Source organism: Pinibacter aurantiacus (assembly GCF_019130065.1).
In the GTDB taxonomy this organism is placed as follows: Bacteria; Bacteroidota; Bacteroidia; order Chitinophagales; family Chitinophagaceae; genus Pinibacter; species Pinibacter aurantiacus.
Genome location: NZ_JAHSPG010000013.1, coordinates 413,912 through 431,680 on the forward strand (window position 1 = coordinate 413,912; position 17,769 = coordinate 431,680).

A 17,769-nucleotide genomic window follows, 5' to 3' on the forward strand; every position below is an offset into this window, starting at 1 on the left:
ATAGTATAATCACACTTAAAAAATATTTTTATGAAAGAGTTCCTTTTAATTTTCAGAAGAGATTTCATCACAAAAGAAGAACAACCTTCTCCGGAGCAAATACAAAACATGATGAAGCCCTGGCAGGACTGGATGGGTAGCCTTGCTGCACAAAACAAATTAGCAAGTTCAGGCAATAGGCTTGCTTCAGACGGACGAGTTGTAAAATCCGATAAAATAGTAACCGATGGGCCTTACGTTGAAATTAAAGAAGCAGTTGGCGGCTATATTGTTGTCAAAGCAAATGATCTTGATGAAGCGGCAGAACTGGCGAAAGGATGCCCTGTATTGAATATCGGAGGCAATGTGGAAGTGCGCGGTCTTGTAGGCATGGACTAACAATAATTCAAAAGTAAAAATTCAAAATTCAAAACAGTGACTGTAAGATCACATATCAAAGTCCCGGACCTAACGGTTTTTGACTTTTGATTTTTTACTTTTGATTTTTTATATGGAAAACAACGAACTCATACCACACTTATTTCGAACCGAGTACAGCAAGATGGTTGCTGTACTGTGTAAAGCGTTTGGTATTGAACACATCAGCATTGCAGAGGATGTTGTGAGTGATACATTTCTGCTGGCAGTAGAAACGTGGGGACAAAAAGGCTTACCAAAAAATCCGGTTGCATGGCTCTACATTGTTGCGAAAAATAAAAGCAGGGATATTCTGCGTCGCCAAAATATTTTCGACAAAAAAGTAAAACTAGCACTTCCAAAAGAAGAGGTTGACAACAGCGAACTACACATTGATCTTTCTGAGAAAAACATTACGGATAGCCAGTTGCAAATGATATTTGCCATATGCCACCCGTCTATTTCAGCCGAGGCGCAGATCGGTCTTGCGTTGAATATTTTGTGCGGATTTGGTGCCGAAGAAATTGCAGATGCATTCTTGTCTAACAAAGAAACAATTTACAAGCGCCTGGCAAGGGCAAAGGAAAAACTGAAAGAGAACAACGTTCCACTCGAATTGCCATCTCAAACAGAAATTGATAACAGACTTGATGTTGTTTTAAGAACGATGTACCTGCTCTTTAACGAAGGGTATTATTCAGCTTCGCAAAATGTCACACTGCGTAAGGAACTTTGCCTCGAAGCAATGCGGCTCACCTACTCATTAATCGAAAACGAAAGTACCAATACGCCCGCTGTAAATGCATTAATGTCTATCATGTGTTTTCATGCCTCACGTTTCGAAGCACGCATAGATAGCAACGGCGAAATTATTCTGTATGAAGATCAGGATGCATCACTTTGGAGTGAAGAATTAATCAACAAAGGAAAATATTACCTCGAGCAATCTTCACATTGCGACAAAAACAAAGTGAGTAAGTATCACATCGAAGCCGCGATTGCTTTCTACCATACCAACCAGGCCGATACGCACGATAAGTGGGAAAGCATTTTACAATTGTACAATCGCTTATTGCAAATCGAATATTCCCCTATTGCTGCGCTCAACAGAACATACGCGCTTTCAAAAGCCAATGGCAAAGCAGAAGCGATCGTTGAAGCAGAAAAACTGGGCCTTGACGACAATCACTGGTACCATCTACTACTCGCAAATCTTTATACTGGCATTGACAACGGTAAAACGGTAACGCATCTTAAGAAGGCCTTGAATCTTTCGAAAACAGTGGCAGAAAAGAATTTCATCGAAAAGAAATTGCAGGAAGTTACTTTAACAAACGCATAGTGCAGTACAGACAAGGCAATGCCTTGTCTCTACCGCAGCATCATCGTGCTGCATACTCGCCTAAATACTCAAAATGCTTCGTCAATTTTCCCTTCTCTACAATCGTGGCTCTTGTTATTATATCAGAACCGTCTTTCAACAGATCGTCCAAAATATATTTGATCAGCTGCTCGCCAAAATATCTTGAAGCATCCTTTGGCAATTCGTTCGGCAAGTTGCCAACAGCCATAATGTCGACAGTATTGGGGTGGTACGCTATCGTCTTTTGAAGCGTTGTTTTATCTACGCCATACACAGGATCTTCAATGGTTTGATCGCCGAGATTAATGGGAACGGAACCATTTTGATCATCAGTAATATCAGCAATCACCTTGATGGAGAAATCATTTGCCTGCACATCACTTTTACTAAACAACCGGGGGATATGTTCTTCCCAGTAAATACCGTTCAGCAATACATCCGCTGTTTTGGTATAAGGCAAAAAATTGCAGACATACTCTTGCGGATAAGCATGAAAGTGATCACGATTATACAAACCAGTCTTGTGATGTTTGTAAAGGTCCTGCCCTTTCAAATGCACATACACCGGGTAGGAAAATTTTTTCTCTAAAAATTCATAAGGCTCTACCTCAATAATGCCCAGCAGGTTCATCACCTCAAGCACCCCGCTGGACACGCGTCCGGAGCCGGTTACAGCCACTTTTATGTTCGGCAGTTTTAAACCAAAATAAGTATGAATGAGTTCGCGAAGATTCGATTGTTTGTAAACGCGCTGTAGCTTAAACAAACCCGTTTTATTTCCGTAAGCCATAATGCCATTGTGCGCACCAACAACGCCTGCAAAAAAACCAAAACCGATGATGCGCTGCCCATCCTCGTGCTCGAGACATTCGTAGTCAACCAGCGTTATTTTTTTTTCAAGAATAGCATGCAACAATTTTTGATTATGCGGCTGTTTCTTTCGCGTGTGAGAGAAGAAAAGATAGGTCTTGTTTTCAATCAGGTCATTTACCGGCACTTCCTTGATACCAAGCAGGATGTCGCAATTGCTCACGCTTTCAGCGATCTCAATGCCGGCTCTCTTGTATTCGTTGTCGCTAAAACAACGTGTCTTGCTGCTTTGCACAACGATCTTTACATTTTTGTAATTATCCTGCACCCATTTGCATTGCTCGGGCGTCAACGCCACCCTATTGTCTTCGGGAATTTTCCCTTCTTTGATTAATCCAATGGCAATCATGCAGTTCCAATTAATAATTAAGAATTAATAATTAATAGGGGTACAGTCGTTAAAAAACGCGGCTTAGTTCTAAGGAATTCAAATGAATCTTAACATCACAAAGAGATCAACTATTAATTACTAATTATTAATTATTAATTGCTCTCTATCTGCAATATAAGAATAGTTTCTTCCCTTCTAAATGATTAATCAAACTTCTTGGTAAGAGTAATGCCAACCTTTCCGTGAATGCCTTCAATCGGTGCATTCAATTTTAAAATGGTAATAGAAACCTTTTTGATCTTGGCGTATTCGTGTCTTATTTTACGGATGATGCTTTCCGCTACTTCTTCCAGCAATGGCATGGGGATCGCCATTCTCTTTTTTACAATGTTATACAGTTCCTCGTAATTGATCACGTTTTGAAGGTCGTTCAATTTGATATTCTCTTCGTCGTAAGAAACACTTAAACTCACCTGGAAACTATTGCCTACGGCAGATTCGCCGCTATAAACGCCATGATGCGCATGAAAAACCAAATCTTCAAGATGTACTGTCAACATAACTACTAATCAATTCGTAATAGAATGGGCGCAAATTAGCCATTAATGTTGGAACGGGAATATTATTTCTGAGGGTAATTGTTAGTTGAAGCCTTTGCGGCATGCTCTCCAAAGCTTCCAGCTTCGGAGGATTATGCTGTTGCCTCTGGCAACAAATTACAATGCGAAATAAAAATGTAAGCATAGCTAAATGTGATGCTCATAATTATTGACCCAGCCGTTGTACTACTATCTAACATCGTTGCGTCGCACACTTCAACAGTGGTATGTATATTGAGCATCTTATTCGATGACTTAAAGTCTTTCGGTCATAAGTTGGGTGCAACACCGAGACGTGCAACCCCGCCGCTTCAGATTCAACACAAAGAACATTCATAAAAAACAAAGCAAATGTTCATAAAACGGTCACCGGTAAAATCTTCTGCGATCTCTTCCATCGGTTACAACGCCGAAAAGAAAGTACTCGAGATTGAATACTTCTCCGGCGACGTGTATGATTATTTCGACGTTCCCGAACATATATTCAACGAACTGATGCAAGCGGAATCCAAAGGAACGTTTGCTAATAAAATGATTAAAGATCATTACGAGTTTGAGAAGAAAGAGTGAAGGAAGTGGATAATTGAGAGTGGAGAGTGGAGAGTGGAGAGTTGAGAGTGGAGAGTTGTTGAACCAAGCAGCTCTCCGAAGCTTCCAGCTTCGGAACTGTACTCTGTTGCCTTCGGCAACTTAATTATCATCGCCAGAGGCGATAGAGTAAACCTTCGAAGCCGGAAGCTTCGGAGAGCATGCACCCAAATAAAAAACCCGGCAATCGCCGGGTTTCAATATTCTGAATGTAAGGGGTGTCATAAAAAACACACCATGCAACACCTCTTAATTCCTAATTCCTAATTCTTAATTGATTAAACATGCTCCTTTGCTGACAAATATCTCTCCGCATCCAGCGCCGCCATACAACCACTTCCTGCGGCAGTAACAGCCTGGCGGTAGATTTTATCCTGAACATCACCTGCAGCAAAAACGCCTTCAACATTTGTTTTGGAAGTGCCGGGGATCGTTTGGATATAGCCTGCTTCATCCATTGTTAACCAACCTTTGAAGATATCCGAATTTGGCTGGTGACCGATCGCAACAAAGAAACCTTGTACAGGAACTTCCTGTATCTCATTGGTTACTATGTTTTTAATGCGCATTGCCTCCACTTTATTTTCACCAACAATCTCTTCTGTTACAGAGTTCCAGTAGATCTTAATATTTGGAGTTGCTTTTACTCTGTCTTGCATTACTTTGGAAGCTTTCATGCCATTTTCGTCCTTACGAACGATCATGTGAACTGTTGAACAAAGTTTTGACAAATAAATCGCCTCTTCACAAGCGGTATCGCCTGCGCCAACAATCGCAACTTCTTTCGTTCTGAAGAAAAATCCGTCACAAACTGCACAAGCACTCACACCGAAACCGTTCAGGCGCTCTTCACTTGGCAAACCAAGCCATTTCGCAGAGGCTCCGGTTGCGATGATGATTGAATCAGCTTCGATCTCTTTTTCTTCGTCGATCCAAACTTTATAAGGTTGTTTTGAAAAATCAACTTTAGTCGCCAAACCGTAGCGGATATCGGCGCCCATTCTTGCTGCCTGTTTTTCAAAATCAACCATCATTTCCGGACCCTGAATACCTTCAGGATAACCGGGATAGTTTTCTACTTCTGTAGTAATGGTCAACTGACCACCCGGCTGAATTCCCTGGTACAAAACAGGTTTCAAATTTGCTCTTGATGCATAAATAGCTGCAGTATAGCCTGCCGGGCCTGAGCCTATAATTAAACAATGTACTTTTTCCATTAATCTTCGGGTTTTAAAAAAATAAATTTCAAAAGTAAAAATTCAAAAATCGCTGAGATTACTCAAGTCAACCCTTTTTTGACTTTATATTTTTTTTACTTTTTACTTCAATTAGGCAGGCAAAGGTAAGAGTGAAAGATGAACTTGCGCAATTAGTTTGCAATCACGTGAATAGACTGTGCAAAACGCAGTTTTCGTTATACAAAAAACCCGGCAAAGCTTGCCGGGTTCATTATTTTTAAAAGATTTCTTATCCCAGATAAGCTTTTAAAGCATTGCTATAGCGTGCTTTTTGCAAGCGCTTGATAGCTCTTTCTTTAATCTGACGGATACGCTCTTTTGTAAGATCATATTTTTGACCGATCTGCTCGATAGTAACACCATTTTCGCCATCAAGGCCAAAGTATGCGTTTACTATTTCAGCTTCGCGTGGGCTCAATGATTTCAAAATGCGGCGGATTTCATTTCTCAATGAATCCTGCATTACGTCATCATCAGTGTCATCGCTACCTTCAAGCAAATCACCCATAGCTACATCTTCTGCTTCGTGAACCGGAGCGTCCAATGAAGTGTGACGGGTATTGCTTTGGAAAATGTTGTTGATCTCGGTTTCGCTCATTTCCAGGATCTCGGCAAGCTCTTCTGTAGAAGGCTCACGCTCGTGCTCCTGTTCGAACGCCATGTAAGCTTTATTTGCTTTATTATATGTACCAATTTTATTTTGCGGTAAGCGAACCAAACGACCCTGTTCTGCCAAAGCCTGCAAAATAGATTGACGGATCCACCAAACTGCGTAAGAAATGAATTTGAAACCCTTTGTTTCATCAAAACGCTGAGCAGCCTTAATAAGACCCAGGTTACCTTCATTGATAAGATCACTTAAAGAAAGACCCTGGTGTTGATATTGTTTAGCCACAGAAACCACGAAACGAAGGTTAGCTTGCACCAATTTGTCCAAAGCCCTCTGATCGCCCATTTTAATTCTCTGCGCCAGCACAGTTTCCTCTTCGGGAGTAATCATTGAGATCTTAGAAATTTCCTGGAGATATTTTTCGACCGCCTGAGAATCCCGGTTTGTAATCTGCGTAGCAATTTTAAGTTGCCTCATATCTATCTATTGTATTATTATATTGTTATAACATATGTATGACAGCATATGTTTGCCAAAAGTTGCGTTAAGAAAGGTTAAAAATTAACTGTACAATCAGGCACTATTTGCAAAGGTACGATGCAAAAATTTATGTTCCTAGAAAATAACGCTTTTAGATCATTTTAAAATCGCACAGATGTTAACATTCAGTGAATTTTAACAAAACATTCCCAATTGAACAGCTCAGGCAGCGCCTGCTTTCACAGTACTGCATTTTAAGCTCAAGTAAGCTTTGACTGTCAAATGCACAACTATTTTTCACACCACGTTCTTCAAATTTTTCCATAATTGCATTGTTTTCAGCAGGTAATTCCTGCATCCATTTCAACACTCTTTCTTTATGTATTTCCAGCGAATGAAAATTATCATACGCAAACAGTAGAGGCCCCACTGTATTGATAATAATATTAATAATTGTGCCCTTGCCAAGCTTTTTCGGTTGGTACCTAGCAAGTTCATCTAACTTGTAGTGATAGTGCCAATAATCATTCGCCGTTACATTAAATAACATTAAAAGGTCCTCAATTGTTTCGGCATCAAGCAGTTGGGAGAACAAATGATTTGAACTTTGTATAAATGCAGCCAGTTGTGCCAGTCGTACCGTAGGAAATGAAGGTGGCCTCATGCGAAGGAAGTGAATCTGAACCTGTGGCCTCTGCAGGGTGTATTTTTTACTTAAATACCGGTACTCTTTTTTAAGCATTTGGGGATAAGCTTCATCAAAATCATTTTCGAGGAAGCCGGCCTGCCCCAACAAAAGTGCTTCAAGTTGTTGAATGCTGTTCTTTTGCTTCGCCAAAATATTAATGGATACCGACCTGGCGACAATTTCAAAAGCTTCTGCATTTACCTTAATTCCAAAATTGCGGGCAATGAGCCACCAACAAACTTCTTCCCAATGATTATTTGATTCCTCCAACAATTTGAGAATGTGATCCGTTTTTCGTTTCATTCGTTCCACAAAAAGTCTGTCTTTCCACGTGAGCCAAATGATATCTTTTACGTGCTGAAGATTATTCGCACAGGGAACAAAGTCCTGCTGCTGCATTAAATGCTCATACCTGTTTAACAATATGGAAGAAACGCGATGCTGCAGGACCAACACAGGCATATCTGAAGCTTCGAGATCGTTTTCCCAAACAACATGAAGAATAACATTTTTATAATTGGGATCGTTGTTGTGAGCATGCTTGTTCCAGTCAGAGGCTTTAATATGCAACTCTATATTGCCAGCCCAAAGCACATTGCCAATCTTAAGTTTTGCCTGCAAAAAATCTGCACCCTGGTTTGTATTATAAATACCCGGTCCAATAACAGTGAGGGTTTCACCCTGCTCTATCTGCAATTGACTTCTATTAAAATACTGAAACTGCCAGATGAATTGAAGTAATCTTTCCGTCATAAAAATTTTGATTATGGCGGTAGATATTCAGTCCGGTTGAAATTTTGGGAAAGATTACTTCAATTTGAAAATGTGCCGATTTGAAAATTTGAAAATTGTTTCAGCGCACCTTTCCTTATTAAGTTGAACTAACCTTAAAGCAATAATAGTTTAAAATGGCCAATGAGGCACAGAATGAATTTTCAAATTTTCAAATCATTACATTTTCAAATTAGTTTGTGCAGCTCCTGCACAACCCTGCTCACCGGCAATCCCATGACGTTGTAAAAATCACCGTGAATGGAACCGATTCCTACCACGCCGATCCACTCCTGGATAGCATAAGCGCCCGCTTTGTCGTAAGGTTGATATTTGTCAATGTAATATCTGATGTCGTCGTATGAAAGCGGATTAAATGTTACTTCAGTTGTGTTGGAAAAGACAATTTCTTTGTCGTCTTTTAAAATAACTACACCGGTAATAACCTGGTGTACTCTTCCTTCAAGGCGGGTAAGAATTTCAATGGCATCTTCGCGGTCTTCCGGCTTGCCAATAATTTCATCATCGAGTACAACTACTGTATCTGCAGCAAGAATGACGCGATCGTGACTTAGTTCGTTTTTAACAGCCAGTGCTTTGTTTCTTGCAATGAACACAGGTATATCTTCCGTGTGTAAACCATCCGGATAAGATTCGTCGGTATCTTTTACAATCACGTCAAAAGGAATTTCTGCCCATTCGAGCAATTGCTTTCTGCGCGGAGATTGTGAGGCCAAAACAATTCTTTCCATTACATATACAGTTTAAAAAATAAAATGGACAAAATGCCGGTGAGCATCACCAATTTGATGTAGCTGCTCACTTTGTGATAATCTTTTGAATTTACTGCTCTATATAAATGTTTAAACAGGTATAACAAAGGCAATACTATAAATATAAAACAATATACCGCGCCAAGCCACCAGCCTTTCATCAATCCATATACTTGCACGATGCCGGTAGAAAAAGTTAAAACAATAAGCCAGACCGCCACGAAGACTTTTGATGCAGGAATGCCCCAAACTATCGGCATGGTTTTGCAACCATATTTTTCATCTCCTTCCATGTCTTCCATGTCCTTCACAACTTCCCTTATTAATGAAATGATAAAAGCAAATCCTGCGTAAATGGTAGCAAACTTAAATAAACGGGTAATTTTTGTCTGGTACAATATTTTAAATTCCGGCGACCAGTTCCAGTACATCACTCTCACTTCTCCGAAATATAAAACAAGTACCACCCATGCCGTTAGCACAGATATGATGACATTGCCTATGAGCAGCTTTTTTTTGAAGGTGGTGGAATAAGTCAGCAACAACAACACACAGGCAAGATTTGCAAAGCCCAATAGAATGTTGCCAATTTTAAATCCTACATAAAATGCAATGATGACACCGATGGCAGATAACAATAAATGCCACACGATGGCCCATCGTCTTTTTATAACTTTTTGAATAACGATGGCGTTCGGCTTGTTAACCTGGTCTATGTTAAGATCGAAATAATCGTTAATGATATATCCCGCCGCTGCAATGGTAACGGAAGATGCAACAATCAGCCAGAATAGGAATGTTGAAATTTTATTAAGATCAACATCGGCAGGACTTTTAAATATGGGCAAGACAATGCAATAATAAAACAACACTTGAGTGACAACGATAAAAACCAGGTTTGGCCAGCGAATGAGTCGAAAAAAGGCTCCAATTAGCTTCAAGGATAGTATTTGTTTAGGGTAAATTTAATTTCTTTTTTGGATATTATACATTCGCGAATCGTACGGGCGAATTGCATTCGCTCCTGGTCGACCCTCAGTCAACCAGCTATAAGACTGCGTGTAATGTTTTTAAATTAAACTGGCCGATAAATAGCGACTCACCGTTTATGAAGCAGGGCGAATGCGATTCGCCCCTACCGGCTTTGTAATGACACATCAATATGCCAATCGCCGCGCAATTTCATTACTTTTTCAATTACATCACGAACGCAGCCACGACCGCCTGCCAACGGTGATATATATGCGGCAATATGTTTTATTTCCCCAACGGCATCTGAAGGCGCGCACGCTATTCCGGACTCTTTCATTACCTCATAGTCTGGAATATCATCCCCCATGTATAAAATTTCTTCTTTCTTGATACCGTTGCGATTCATGTAATCATGCAAAATTTCAATTTTGTTTTCCACTTTAAGAAAAACATCTTTTATACCAAGCTTTGTCAGGCGAATGGTCACCGCCTCCGAGGCGCCACCGGAAATGATCACAATTTTGTATCCTTTCTTAATTGCAAGTTGCATCGCATAACCATCCTTTGTGTTCATGGCTCGTGCCATTTGTCCATCTTCAAGCAGCAGAATACTTCCATCCGTTAAAACACCGTCTACATCCAGCACAAATGTTGTAATCTTCGAAAACCTGTTTAATAAGCTCATTTATTCAATTTGAAAATTTGAAAAATTCCTGCCCGACCGGTCATTCAGGCGGGGAAAATTTGAAAATTTCCTAGGTAGAGTCATTTCGCATTTTCATCCGTCGCTCGCCTGTTCCGCAGAGGCTGCAAAGTAATCTGAATAACTGAATAATTGAATGATTGAATCATTGAATTATTCAGTAAATGATGAAAGTCAATTACGCGCCATCAGTTATTCAGTCATTCAGTTATTCAGTTATTTCTCTTTGGCTATAGTTTAACAATTACCACTACCCTATTTTTTAAACCTGCAAACAAATGTGGAATCCTATTTATAGAAAATTTACCATTATGAAAAAGATTCTACTTACAGCCATTTTAATCAGTACTGCCATCATATTTAAAGCAAATGCACAAGTAACAATAAGCGCAAGCATAAACATCGGCAACCAACCTATGTGGGGACCTTCCGGTTACGACCACGTAGATTATTACTACCTGCCAGATGTGGACATGTACTACTACGTACCAACCCAACAGTTTGTTTACTTCCAAAACAATCAATGGGTATTCAACAGCAGTCTTCCTTATGCATGCAGGAACTTTGACCTTTACCACTCATACAAGGTTGTGGTGAATGAACCAAGACCTTACATGAACAACACATACTATCGTACCAGGTATGCTAACTATAGAAACTGGAACCAACCTCAGCCAATGTGGCGCGATTACCCAGGCAGAGCGGATTATGGCAAATACAATAATCCATACCCTGTACGCAGAGATGTTTATGGAAATGCAGATCACAACAGGGGAAACGAAAACTGGCGCGATAACGGCCGCAGAGGCAATGGAAAATGGGATCGTGATAATGACCAGAGAGGCAATGGAAACCAGGGGCATGACAATGGTCGAAGAGGTAATGACAAACGTGATGACAGAAGGTTCTAGGACAAAAGGACCCCGCTAAAAACGGGGTCTTTTTTATTTTAATATAGCAGTCATTATGGCGGAGAGGCTTCGACAAGCTCAGTCCCGATCGTATTATCGGGACCGAGCTTGTCGAAGCCTTTGTTTAAGCAAACAGCAACAACTCCCTTGAAAGTTGATTAGATTTGCAGAGAGTTTTTTTGATCAACCAACCCTCTGTTTTGTAAATATGGATTTGAAGAAACATTATGAAAACCTGTGGTACAAAGCACTTGGAAAATTTAAACAGGGCGCTTTTGAATATGACCATCTGATTGACTCCGACAGTGATAAAAGATTCGGCATTTCGCTTATTGCAAGGCCGTCGGAGGAAGTAAAAAGAAAAGTGCAACATATGTTTGAAGAGTTGCGCAAACTTGAGCCGGACCAATATTTTTATCCTTCTTCCGAAATCCACATTACAGTGCTGTCCATCATTTCGGCTTATGATGGCTTTTCATTAAAGAACATCAATCCACAAGATTATATTAATGTAGTTGAGGCGGGCTTGCACAATAGAAAAGCATTCGACGTTCATTTTCACGGTATCACAGCCTCTCCTTCATGTATCTTATTACAAGGATTTCCACAAAACGATGAACTTCATATAATCCGCTGCCGTTTGCGCGAACTGTTTAATAACGCTGGTTTGCAGGAATCGATCGACAAAAGATATTCTATTATTACTGCTCATTCAACGGTCGTTCGCTTTAGAAAAAAAATTGCCGATCACCATGCGCTTATTAATAAATTGAAAACTTTTCGAAACATGGATTTCGGCAAATGCCGCATCAGCGAAATAGAGCTGGTTTGCAATGACTGGTATCAGCGAAAAGAAAAAAGCAAATTGCTCCACACCTTTTTCTTACCTGAATAAATTTTTATCTTCGGGCCACGCGATTTCCAATCGCCCAACCTTCACAATTGGCGATTCGCTATTTGTGAAGGAGGGCGAATGCGATTCGCCCCTACATTGCCTGCCGTTTTAAACAACATTATTGATGGTCATTGCTATGTGCATTGGCAGGCAAACAACCTTACTATGTCAAATATTTTCACACTTACTTACCTTATCTGGTTTGTCTCGGAAATCGTATTGAACAGGCTGCGACAATCGGCGCCTTCCGACAAAAAGAGCGAAGACAAAAGTTCCCTCGCCACTATTTGGATCACCATTTTTATGGTCATTCCGCTGAGCGTTTTCATCGCCACTTATTTCCGTGCGCCTATTTTTCGAAATGAGAGTTACGAATATCTCGGATTGATTGTAATCGGAATTGGCATTGTCGTCAGATTCATTGCAGTGAATTCTTTAGGCAAATTCTTTACGGTAGAAGTTACTATCCGGAAGGATCATCAACTTAAGAAAGACGGTTTTTACAAAATCGTTCGTCACCCGTCTTATGCCGGTTCTATTTTATCTTTTGTTGGATTTGGCATCTCGCTAAACAACTGGATCAGCCTCTTTGTAGTCACCATTGCCGTTTTTACCGCTTTCATGAAGCGCATCCGCGTTGAGGAAACTGTTCTTCAAAATCAATTCGGAGAGGAATATACGAAGTATGCGAAGAAGACTTATAGGTTGATACCTTGGGTTTATTAGTTGAGAGTTGAGAATGGAGAGTTCAGAGTTGTTGCGCTTTACGCAAAAAGCCTGCAAGGCATAGCCTGCAGACTTTCTATAACTTCGAAACAATTTGTATTTTGTTGGACTTAAGTTTTTCAACTCTCAACTCTCAACTCTCAACTCTCAACTCTCAACTCTCAACTCTCAACTCTCAACTACTTCAGTTGATACGCCACTACACTTTTCTTAAAAAAAGTTGGTACGTAAACGATACGATTTTTGCTGTCATAACCAATGTCGGCAGTGTTGCTTTTTTCTGGCCTTGTGTCAAGCATTTGTTCCGCTTTTCCGTCTTTCACGTAGTAGATTACACCGGACCAGCAGCTTACTATGAATTCATCTGGTGCCACCATTTCAAGGCCGTCGGTGCTTTTTTCCATGTCACCGGCAATTTTTGTTTTCTCCTTTTTACTGTCAATCCTCCACAAATCACCTGAGGCAAGTACATACAGGCTACTGCCTACAGCAAGCACGCCATTTGCATTTGGCAGATTATCAGCAAATAAAGTTGGCTTGTCCCTGATTATCTGGTGCACGGTATTCTTCCTTGAATCAGAAACATACACTACTCCATTTTTATCTACTGTAACATCATTTAAAAATTGTGCACCTTCAATGGGTATTTTATTAATCACCTTATTCTCCGAAATCCTGATCACAACTACCTCATCCACATCCGCCACATACAGGAGATCGCCGTATTGACCAATGCCTTTAGGCGCATTCAAACCGGTGATCCAGTTCTCATTGATGACAGTTCCGCCAGTCCCCAATTTGGCCACGCCACCTTTTCCATCTTTTTTACTACCATCGCCATCAATAAGGGAAACGTAAAGTATCTGGCTAACCGGATCAAGCTTCACGGACTCTGGTATGGGAAGTACGCTATCTGTTTGCCATAATTTTGAAAGGGAATGTTGTGCATGTACAGAAAATGCAGCCATCAGGCTCGCAGCAATCAGTATGTATTTCATAAAAAGGCTTTTGTGATGTTTAAACTTACTAAATAATAATTGAATAACTGAGTAACTGAATAACTGAAGGTCCTTTGCGCAACTTTCCTCCGTAATTCAATTATTCAGAAATGCAACGATCAATTATTCAGTTACTCAGTTATTCAGTTACTCAGTCCCTAAAACTCAAACTTCGCCACACTCTCCGGTTTATTCAACCTGGTGCTTTTTCTCGCACCATTCACTGTTACGTGCATAAGGCTGATTTGGGAATCGAATTCTTCAAACAGCAACGTATTTTTTATTTCCAATTGTTTTACAGAAGGCACGTTGTTTACCTGCAAATAGCACCACGCCGCTTCACTCTCTTTTTCAAAACCTACAAATTGTAGTGACACCGGTTTGCCATCCACCTTTAATTGAAGGTGACTGTTCAGGTAATCGCTGATCAGCTTATCTACTTTTGCCTTATCTTTTACATTGTTAAGATCTACTTGTGTTTTGGTCACATCCCGTAATGTTTTTTCGAAATCATCCAGGAACATTTTACAACTAATTTCAAGTGTTTTGTCCTTTGCGTTGTGGTTGATTTCTGTAACGCTTATATAAAACGGATGGTTTGTTGCTGGCTTTCCGGAGCTTTCTAGAACCTCTTTGTTCTTGTGGCCAGCAGCAAGCAAGTCATTGCCCGTCACCGAACAAATAACAAATAAACACAATAAGAGCTGCCATTTATAAAATCTATTCGCCATTTAAAAACTAATTTACAGGGTAACAAAAGTCTTGATTATTTTCAAATCTTATGCTGGATTTTAATCTTTACTTCAAATTAGGCATTGACCATATTCTTACATGGGAGGCGATGGATCATATTTTGTTTGTTGCCGCATTATGCCTCCGCTACACATGGAAAGATTGGCGAAAAGTGGCGGTTTTGGTTACAGCCTTTACCATCGGGCACTCCATCACTTTGGCACTGAGCACTTTAGGCATTCTCACCATCAACACAAAATGGATCGAATTTTTGATTCCAATAACCATCATTTGCACAGCAATCAATAATCTGCTTCAAAAACCCGGTACTGCCAATAAAAAGCTGCCGCTCATTTATTTTTTTGCACTATTCTTTGGTATGATACACGGTATGGCTTACGCTACCACATTGCTTTCATTGGAAGGTACGGAAGGGCTTGTGGCGCATTTGTTTGCTTTTAATCTTGGAATAGAAGTTGCTCAATTACTGGTAGTAGCAATTGTTTTGGCACTTTCGCATGTAGTAGTGAACATCGCTAAGCTGCCCGCTCAACGATGGCTGCAGGTAATTTCTATAATAATATTGATTTTTTCCTGTAAAATGGCATTTGAACGGTTGCCTGAATTATATTTGAAAACTGCATAAAACGTTTAACCTTTTTTCAGACTGAAACTAAATAAACATGATGAAAAAGTTCTTGATTCCTTTTGGATTTCTACTTTTTGTTGTAGGAAAATCGAACGCTCAAAACACTCAAAACAATCCGGGTTCCAACCACGGAAACAAGTTTGAGCAATTGGGTGGCATTCTGCCTACGCCAAATGAGTACCGTACCGCAAGTGGAGCGCCAGGCCCCAAATATTGGCAGCAGCGCGCCGATTACGACATTAAATGTGACCTGGACGAAAGCAAGTTGAAGCTCACGGGTAGTGAAACCATCACTTACTGGAACAACTCTCCCGACGTACTCACTTATCTGTGGCTACAACTCGACGAAAATGAGCACAGTTCTAAAAATAATGCAAACTATCAGGATGGAAGCTCTATGCCTGACACTACAAGTAGTCAGCAGGTAAGCCGCTATGCCGCTCAAAACGCACCCAACAATGGCGGTGTAAACATCACCAAATTAACAGACGGCCTTGGCGCTGCAATGAAATACACGATCAATAAAACAATGATGCGTGTTGAATTGCCTACTCCATTGAAACCGGGCAAACAGATCGTTTTGAAGGTTGATTGGAACTATTTTATCAGCAACCGTATGAAAGAAGGCGGTCGTGGTGGTTACGAATTTTTCCCTGAAGACGGAAACTATCTTTTCACGATCACTCAGTGGTACCCTCGTCTTTGCGTCTACAGCGATTTCCAGGGCTGGCAAAACCACCAGTTCACTGGTCGTGGCGAATTCGCTTTGACCTTCGGAAATTTCAAAGTGCAAATGACCGTTCCTGCTGATCACGTGGTGGGCGGAACCGGCGAATGTCAAAACTATCAGCAAGTACTGTCTCCGGCACAGTTTGCACGCTGGCAAAAAGCGCAAACTACCAAAGAGCCAGTCGAAGTAGTTACGCTTGATGAAGCAAAAAAATCTGAGCTGGATAAAACTGCAAAGACCAAAACTTGGATCTTCAAAGCAGACAACGTTCGGGACTTTGCATGGGGAAGCAGCCCTAAGTTTGTGTGGGATGCAATGCCTGCCTATGTTGAAGGTAAAAAAGTAATGTGCATGAGCTTCTACGGCAAAGAAGCGTATAACCTTTACCGTAAGTTCTCTACAAAAGCGGTTGCTCATACCATTAAAACATATTCTAAATTTACCATTCCTTATCCATACCCTGTTGCTCAAAGCGTAGAGGCTTCGAACGGTATGGAATATCCAATGATATGCTTCAACTACGGCCGTACAGAAAAAGACGGCACATACAGCGAGGCTACTAAATATGGCATGCTTGGCGTAGTAATTCACGAAGTGGGACACAACTTCTTCCCTATGATCGTTAACAGCGATGAGCGTCAATGGACATGGATGGATGAAGGTTTGAACACGTTTGTAGAATACCTGACAGAAGAATTGTACGACAACAAATTTCCTTCTCGTCGCGGACCGGCTTTCACCATTACTGATTACATGAAATTGCCGAAAGATCAGCTGGAACCGATCATGACGAACTCTGAAAACATCGTGCAGTTTGGACCAAATGCGTATTCTAAGCCAGCAACAGGTTTAAACATTTTGCGCGAAACCATCATGGGTCGCGAATTGTTTGATTACGCTTTTAAAGAATATGCAAGACGCTGGGCATTCAAGCATCCAACGCCTGCGGATTTCTTCCGCACCATGGAAGATGCTAGTGCAGAAGATCTTGACTGGTTCTGGAGAGGTTGGTTCTTTGGCACAGATCCTTGCGACATCGCTTTGGATAGCGTGAAAGGATTTAAACCAGAGTTCATCACTAAATCTAATGGCCCTGCAGTTGTTTATAAAAAATTGGCAGGTCCACAGGTGAATGCATTTGAAGACATTTCTAAAGTGCGCAACCGTGATGATAAAAACATTCAGTTCTTAACGGATGCGGATACCACGCTTCGCGATTTCTACTGGAAATATGATCGCGGTATTGAGCCGTACGACTCTACAAGTGTTGCCATTCCGAACAATACAACTGCGGCTACTTTAACAGATGAAGAGAAAAAAGCAATCGCCGATCAAAATTTCTATCAATTATACTTCACCAACAAAGGCGGTCTTGTAATGCCAATTATTATTGAGTGGACGTACAAAGACGGCACTAAAGAAGTTGAAAGAATTCCGGCCCAGGTTTGGCGCAAAAGCGAAACCAAACTTTCTAAAATATTTGTAAAGAACAAAGAGGTGGCAAGCATTAAACTTGACCCAATGCGTGAAACTGCAGATATAGATGAAAGCAACAACAGCTGGCCGAATGTATCTACTCCTAGCCGCTTCCAGGTTTTCAAAGCTGCTGAGCAAGCCCGCGGTCAATCAACCGGCGGCAACCCAATGCAGGCTGCTGAGAAGAAGAAAGGATTTTAAAAAGTAAAAATTCAAAAATAAAAAGTCAAAAAGCGTCTCCGGTTTCTCGGGACGCTTTTTTTTGGGGCA

18 protein-coding genes are annotated in these 17,769 nt (G+C 40.7%); 8 read left to right on the top strand and 10 right to left on the bottom strand.

All coding sequences use genetic code 11. From position 1 onward, the window contains the following. Positions 1 to 30 precede the first annotated feature (30 nt). On the top strand, positions 31 to 378 hold the full coding sequence (locus tag KTO63_RS17420; protein WP_217792727.1) for a YciI family protein: 348 nt from the start codon (positions 31 to 33) through the stop codon (positions 376 to 378). A 112-nt stretch (positions 379 to 490) separates the two neighbouring features. Then, positions 491 to 1,738: an RNA polymerase sigma factor gene (locus tag KTO63_RS17425; protein WP_217792728.1), complete on the top strand. Its 1,248-nt coding sequence runs from the start codon at positions 491 to 493 to the stop codon at positions 1,736 to 1,738. A gap of 40 nt (positions 1,739 to 1,778) precedes the next feature. On the opposite strand, the gene KTO63_RS17430 is transcribed toward KTO63_RS17425, so the two are convergent. Both KTO63_RS17430 and folB read right to left on the bottom strand, forming a co-directional pair. After that, positions 1,779 to 2,978: an NAD(P)-dependent oxidoreductase gene (locus KTO63_RS17430; protein WP_217792730.1), complete on the bottom strand. Its 1,200-nt coding sequence runs from the start codon at positions 2,976 to 2,978 to the stop codon at positions 1,779 to 1,781. 185 nt (positions 2,979 to 3,163) lie between these two features. Next, positions 3,164 to 3,520 carry a dihydroneopterin aldolase gene (gene folB, locus KTO63_RS17435; protein ID WP_217792733.1) on the bottom strand — a complete coding sequence of 119 codons (357 nt, stop codon included), beginning with the start codon at positions 3,518 to 3,520 and terminating at the stop codon, positions 3,164 to 3,166. A 390-nt stretch (positions 3,521 to 3,910) separates the two neighbouring features. On the opposite strand from folB, the gene KTO63_RS17440 reads away from it, so the two are divergent. Next, complete coding sequence (locus KTO63_RS17440) at positions 3,911 to 4,129, top strand: KTSC domain-containing protein (protein ID WP_217792734.1); 219 nt, start codon at positions 3,911 to 3,913, stop codon at positions 4,127 to 4,129. Between the two features lie 296 nt (positions 4,130 to 4,425). Here KTO63_RS17440 and trxB read toward each other — a convergent pair whose 3' ends face one another. The 6 genes from trxB to KTO63_RS17470 form a co-directional block, all read right to left on the bottom strand. Further along, a complete protein-coding gene (gene trxB / locus KTO63_RS17445) occupies positions 4,426 to 5,364 on the bottom strand; it encodes a thioredoxin-disulfide reductase (RefSeq protein ID WP_217792736.1) in 939 nt (312 codons plus the stop codon). A 250-nt stretch (positions 5,365 to 5,614) separates the two neighbouring features. Next, complete coding sequence (locus KTO63_RS17450; protein WP_217792739.1) at positions 5,615 to 6,472, bottom strand: sigma-70 family RNA polymerase sigma factor; 858 nt, start codon at positions 6,470 to 6,472, stop codon at positions 5,615 to 5,617. A 181-nt stretch (positions 6,473 to 6,653) separates the two neighbouring features. Continuing rightward, positions 6,654 to 7,916, bottom strand: a complete 1,263-nt coding sequence (locus KTO63_RS17455; RefSeq protein ID WP_217792742.1) for a DUF2851 family protein — start codon at positions 7,914 to 7,916, stop codon at positions 6,654 to 6,656. 206 nt (positions 7,917 to 8,122) lie between these two features. Then, positions 8,123 to 8,686, bottom strand: a complete 564-nt coding sequence (locus tag KTO63_RS17460) for a Maf family nucleotide pyrophosphatase (RefSeq protein WP_217792744.1) — start codon at positions 8,684 to 8,686, stop codon at positions 8,123 to 8,125. Next, entirely contained in the window at positions 8,686 to 9,648 is a 963-nt protein-coding gene (locus tag KTO63_RS17465) for a geranylgeranylglycerol-phosphate geranylgeranyltransferase (RefSeq protein ID WP_217792747.1), read from the bottom strand. The genes KTO63_RS17460 and KTO63_RS17465 overlap by 1 nt, the downstream gene beginning before the upstream one ends. 194 nt (positions 9,649 to 9,842) lie before the next feature. Then, positions 9,843 to 10,364 (bottom strand): KdsC family phosphatase, encoded by a 522-nt coding sequence (locus KTO63_RS17470; RefSeq protein ID WP_217792749.1) that lies wholly within the window; start codon positions 10,362 to 10,364, stop codon positions 9,843 to 9,845. Between the two features lie 329 nt (positions 10,365 to 10,693). On the opposite strand from KTO63_RS17470, the gene KTO63_RS17475 reads away from it, so the two are divergent. The 3 genes from KTO63_RS17475 (at position 10,694) to KTO63_RS17485 (ending at position 12,914) form a co-directional block, all read left to right on the top strand. Next, positions 10,694 to 11,293, top strand: a complete 600-nt coding sequence (locus tag KTO63_RS17475) for a hypothetical protein (protein ID WP_217792751.1) — start codon at positions 10,694 to 10,696, stop codon at positions 11,291 to 11,293. 208 nt (positions 11,294 to 11,501) lie between these two features. After that, entirely contained in the window at positions 11,502 to 12,188 is a 687-nt protein-coding gene (locus KTO63_RS17480; RefSeq protein ID WP_217792753.1) for a 2'-5' RNA ligase family protein, read from the top strand. Positions 12,189 to 12,353: 165 nt separating this feature from the next. Further along, entirely contained in the window at positions 12,354 to 12,914 is a 561-nt protein-coding gene (locus KTO63_RS17485; RefSeq protein ID WP_217792755.1) for a methyltransferase family protein, read from the top strand. A gap of 179 nt (positions 12,915 to 13,093) precedes the next feature. Here the strand turns inward: KTO63_RS17485 and KTO63_RS17490 are convergent, their stop codons facing one another. Both KTO63_RS17490 and KTO63_RS17495 read right to left on the bottom strand, forming a co-directional pair. Then, on the bottom strand, positions 13,094 to 13,912 hold the full coding sequence (locus tag KTO63_RS17490; protein WP_217792758.1) for an NHL repeat-containing protein: 819 nt from the start codon (positions 13,910 to 13,912) through the stop codon (positions 13,094 to 13,096). A 158-nt stretch (positions 13,913 to 14,070) separates the two neighbouring features. Continuing rightward, positions 14,071 to 14,643 (bottom strand): DUF6702 family protein, encoded by a 573-nt coding sequence (locus KTO63_RS17495; RefSeq protein ID WP_217792759.1) that lies wholly within the window; start codon positions 14,641 to 14,643, stop codon positions 14,071 to 14,073. A 50-nt stretch (positions 14,644 to 14,693) separates the two neighbouring features. Between KTO63_RS17495 and KTO63_RS17500 the strand changes: the two genes are divergently transcribed. Both KTO63_RS17500 and KTO63_RS17505 read left to right on the top strand, forming a co-directional pair. Further along, the gene (locus KTO63_RS17500; protein WP_217792760.1) at positions 14,694 to 15,290 is read left to right on the top strand and encodes a HupE/UreJ family protein; all 597 of its coding nucleotides are present in this window, start codon (positions 14,694 to 14,696) and stop codon (positions 15,288 to 15,290) included. Between the two features lie 40 nt (positions 15,291 to 15,330). Beyond that, complete coding sequence (locus KTO63_RS17505; RefSeq protein ID WP_217792822.1) at positions 15,331 to 17,700, top strand: M1 family metallopeptidase; 2,370 nt, start codon at positions 15,331 to 15,333, stop codon at positions 17,698 to 17,700. Positions 17,701 to 17,769 lie beyond the last annotated feature (69 nt).